Origin of the sequence: Streptomyces sudanensis, from assembly GCF_023614315.1 — a bacterium.
In the GTDB taxonomy this organism is placed as follows: domain Bacteria; phylum Actinomycetota; class Actinomycetes; order Streptomycetales; family Streptomycetaceae; genus Streptomyces; species Streptomyces sudanensis.
The window spans coordinates 1,266,777-1,269,930 of the sequence record NZ_CP095474.1 but is presented as its reverse complement, the minus strand read 5'-3'; the positions used below and the strand labels follow the sequence as shown (position 1 = coordinate 1,269,930).

Below are 3,154 nucleotides of genomic sequence, written 5' to 3'. Positions count from 1 at the left end.
GGGCCGGGGGCGGTGGCCGGACGGTTCGTTCGGCCGGGAGCCGGGAGCCGGGAGCCGGGAGCCGGGAGCCGGGAGCCGGGAGCCCGGGGGCCGGGTCAGGCGATGTGCTCGGCTTCCAGCTCGGCCTGGTACCGGGTGACGAAGTCCGGGAGCCGCCTGCGGAGGAGCGGTACGGCGCGGGGGTGCCGGAGACCCTCCGTGTCGGCGAGGTGGCGGGCCAGGACGTCGGCGGTGGGCGGGTTGCCGTTCTCCGCGACGTACGCCTGGAACGCGCCGTACGCCGCGCGGACGTACTCGTCCTCCGCCGCGTCCGGCACGTGGTCGGCGTCTCGGGTGTCCCCGGTGTCCCCGGTGTCTCCGGTGTCCCCGGCCGGTTCGTACGGGCCCGTGTAGGCGGTGTCCTGGGGGAGCTTGGAGGCGGAGAACCAGGGGCTGACGTGGTTGGCCGGGGCCACGTACCGCTCGGGTCCGGGGGCGTCCGGACCGGGCTGCGGACCGGTCTCGGGCTGCGGGTCGGTCTCGGGTCGCGGACCGGTCTCGGGTCGCGGGTCGAGCGGAAAGCCCGGGTCGGCCTCGGGGTGCGGGTCGGCCTCGGAGCCCGGGTCGGCCTGGGGGCGCGGGCTGCCTCCGGTGTACGCCTCGGCCCGGGCCTGCGGGCCGTCCCCGGTGTGCGCCTCGGCCTCGGCCTCGGTGTGCGGGTCGGCCTGGGGCCGGGGNNGGGGCGCCCGGGNGGGATGCGGCTGGGGCCGGGCCTGCTGGTGCTGGGGCCGGTCCGAAGCCGGAGCCGCAGCCGCAGCCGGAGCCGAAGCCGGAGACCGGGTCGCGGCCGGCGTGGGGGGACCGGCCGGTGCGGGTGCCGGCGCGGGCTGTGCCGACCGGTCCGGCTGCGGTGCGAGGGCCGTCTCCTGCGGCACCGGCTGTGCGGGTGCCGCGGACCGGGGCTCGGCGGGCGCCGCTTGGGGGAGTTCCCCGACCGGGGCGTTCACCAGGGGGGCGGGCACCTCCTGGGACCTGGGGACCGGGGGCAGCAGCACCGGCTCGACGCCCGCCGCAGCCAGGCCCGCCGGGGCGGTCTCCGCGAGCGGCACGCCGTACTTCGCGAGGCGCAGCGGCATCAGCGCCTCCACCGGCGCCTTGCGCCGCCATCCGCGGCCGAACCGGGCCTGGAGCCGCGCCTGGTAGATCAGCCGGTCCTGCTCCAGCTTGATCACCTGCTCGTACGACCGCAGCTCCCACAGCTTCATCCGCCGCCACAGCCGGAACGTCGGCACGGGCGACAGCAGCCAGCGGGTGATCCGCACGCCCTCCATGTGCTTGTCGGCGGTGATGTCCGCGATCCGGCCCACCGCGTGCCGTGCCGCCTCGACGGTCACGACGAACAGCATCGGGATGACGGCGTGCATCCCCACACCGAGCGGATCCGGCCAGGCGGCGGCGCCGTTGAAGGCGATCGTCGCGGCGGTCAGCAGCCACGCCGTCTGCCGCAGCAACGGGAAGGGGATCCGGAACCAGGTCAGCAGCAGGTCGAGGGCGAGCAGGACGCAGATGCCGGCGTCGATGCCGATGGGGAAGACCAGGGAGAAGGTGCCGAAACCTTTCTTCTCCGCGAGCTCCCGCACCGCCGCGTACGAGCCCGCGAAGCCAATACCGGCGATCACCAGGGCGCCGGCGACGACGACACCGATCAGAACGCGGTGTATCCGCGTCAGTTGCATCGCGGCCACTCGCGGTCCCCTCCCTGGTTCACGTGTCCCTGGCGCACATGCGTTTTCGCGGGCACAGCTTGGCACACGTGTACGAGATCCGGCCTCTCCGGGGAGGCCGGATCTCGTCGTCCGGCTGTCGCCGTGGGGTTACTCGCCCGCGGTGCCTGCGGTGCTCGCGGTGCTCGCGGTGCCTGCGGTGCCCGCGGTACCTTCAGTGCCCCCGGTGCCCGCGGTGCCCCCGGTGCCCGCGGCGGCCACGGCGGCGACGGCGTCCTTGACGGCCTTCACCGTCCCCTTCATCAGCTCGCCCGCGGCCGGGGTCGGGGCGCCCGCGTAGCCCGTGCCGTTGTAGGAGACGGTGATCACCACGTTCTCCGTACGGGCCACGATCACGCCGTAGTGGAAGGTCTCGCCGGTCTTCTTCAGGGAGTAGCTGACGGCGCGGGCCTCGTTGCCGACGCCCGGCGCGGACGAGGTGCGCACGTCGGCGGCGCCCTCGGTCGACTTCACCTCGGCGACCTTGTCCGCGTACTCGTCCTGCGCGCGCTTCTCGCCGCTGCCGAGCGTCGGGTCCGAGTCGAAGCGCAGCAGGGAGACGTCCAGCCACCGGTAGTCGGAGCCCTTGACGCCCTTGTCCTCCAGGCCGTTCCACGAGCAGCTTCCGCGGTTGTTCATGTCCGAGGACCGGCCGGGCGTGCCGGCCTTCTTCTTCACCTCCGGCACCAGGTCCTCGACCGTCTCCGGGGTGAGGGCCTTGCAGGCGTCCGGCAGCTTGGCGAACTTCGCCGGGGCGATGCTCGGCACGGGCGCCGCCGACGTGGCGGGCGCGGCCGGGGCGCCCGTCGCCGACGCGGAGGGCGCCGCGGACGCGCCGGAGCCGGAGTCGTCCGACGAGCAGCCGGCGGCGACGAGCATCACCGGGACGGCGGCGCAGGCGAGTATGCGGGTGAGACGCGGGGCTGATCGGTGCATGGTTCCTTCAGTCGCTCTGTCGCTTGTCGTACGAGTCGCTCGTGCCGGTCCGTCGTGCGGTCCGGTCGTACGGTCCGGGCGATCCGGCCCGGCCACGGTAGCCCGTCCGGGCGCTGGGCCGGGGCCGCCGGCGGGTTCCGGAGCGCGGTGCGCCGGCGCCCGGGACGCCACTAGTCGTCGAACCGCTCGGCCAGTGCCTCGGCCAGCCGCCGCGCCTTTTCCTGCATGTCCTCACTGTCCGGAACCTCTCCGACACGCAGGGGCTGGGCCGCGTACCGCACGGTCACGAGGACGTTCGATGTGCGGAACACCACGCTGACGGTGCGCTGCCGGCCGGCCGGGCCGGCCGGGGCGAGGACGTCGGAGAGGAACGCCGCGTCCCCCAGGTCGGTCAGCGTCCGGGACCCCGGGCCTTCGGACGGCGCGGGGGCCGAGGGGGAGNGNGNGCGNCANANNTCTCCGAGCCTATCTCGTTT

General features: G+C 74.8%; 2 protein-coding genes and 1 pseudogene. All 3 read right to left on the bottom strand.

Annotated elements, in window-relative coordinates; genetic code table 11:
- Positions 1 to 731: 731 nt before the first annotated feature.
- On the bottom strand, positions 732 to 1,724 hold a 993-nt coding region (locus tag MW084_RS05790), incomplete at its 3' end, for a DUF2637 domain-containing protein (RefSeq protein ID WP_275563499.1).
- 129 nt (positions 1,725 to 1,853) lie between these two features.
- On the bottom strand, positions 1,854 to 2,678 hold the full coding sequence (locus MW084_RS05785) for a DUF3558 domain-containing protein (RefSeq protein ID WP_010472670.1): 825 nt from the start codon (positions 2,676 to 2,678) through the stop codon (positions 1,854 to 1,856).
- A 170-nt stretch (positions 2,679 to 2,848) separates the two neighbouring features.
- Positions 2,849 to 3,121: pseudogene (locus MW084_RS05780) on the bottom strand (DUF3558 domain-containing protein); the annotation flags it as partial.
- Between the last annotated feature and the right edge of the window lie 33 nt (positions 3,122 to 3,154).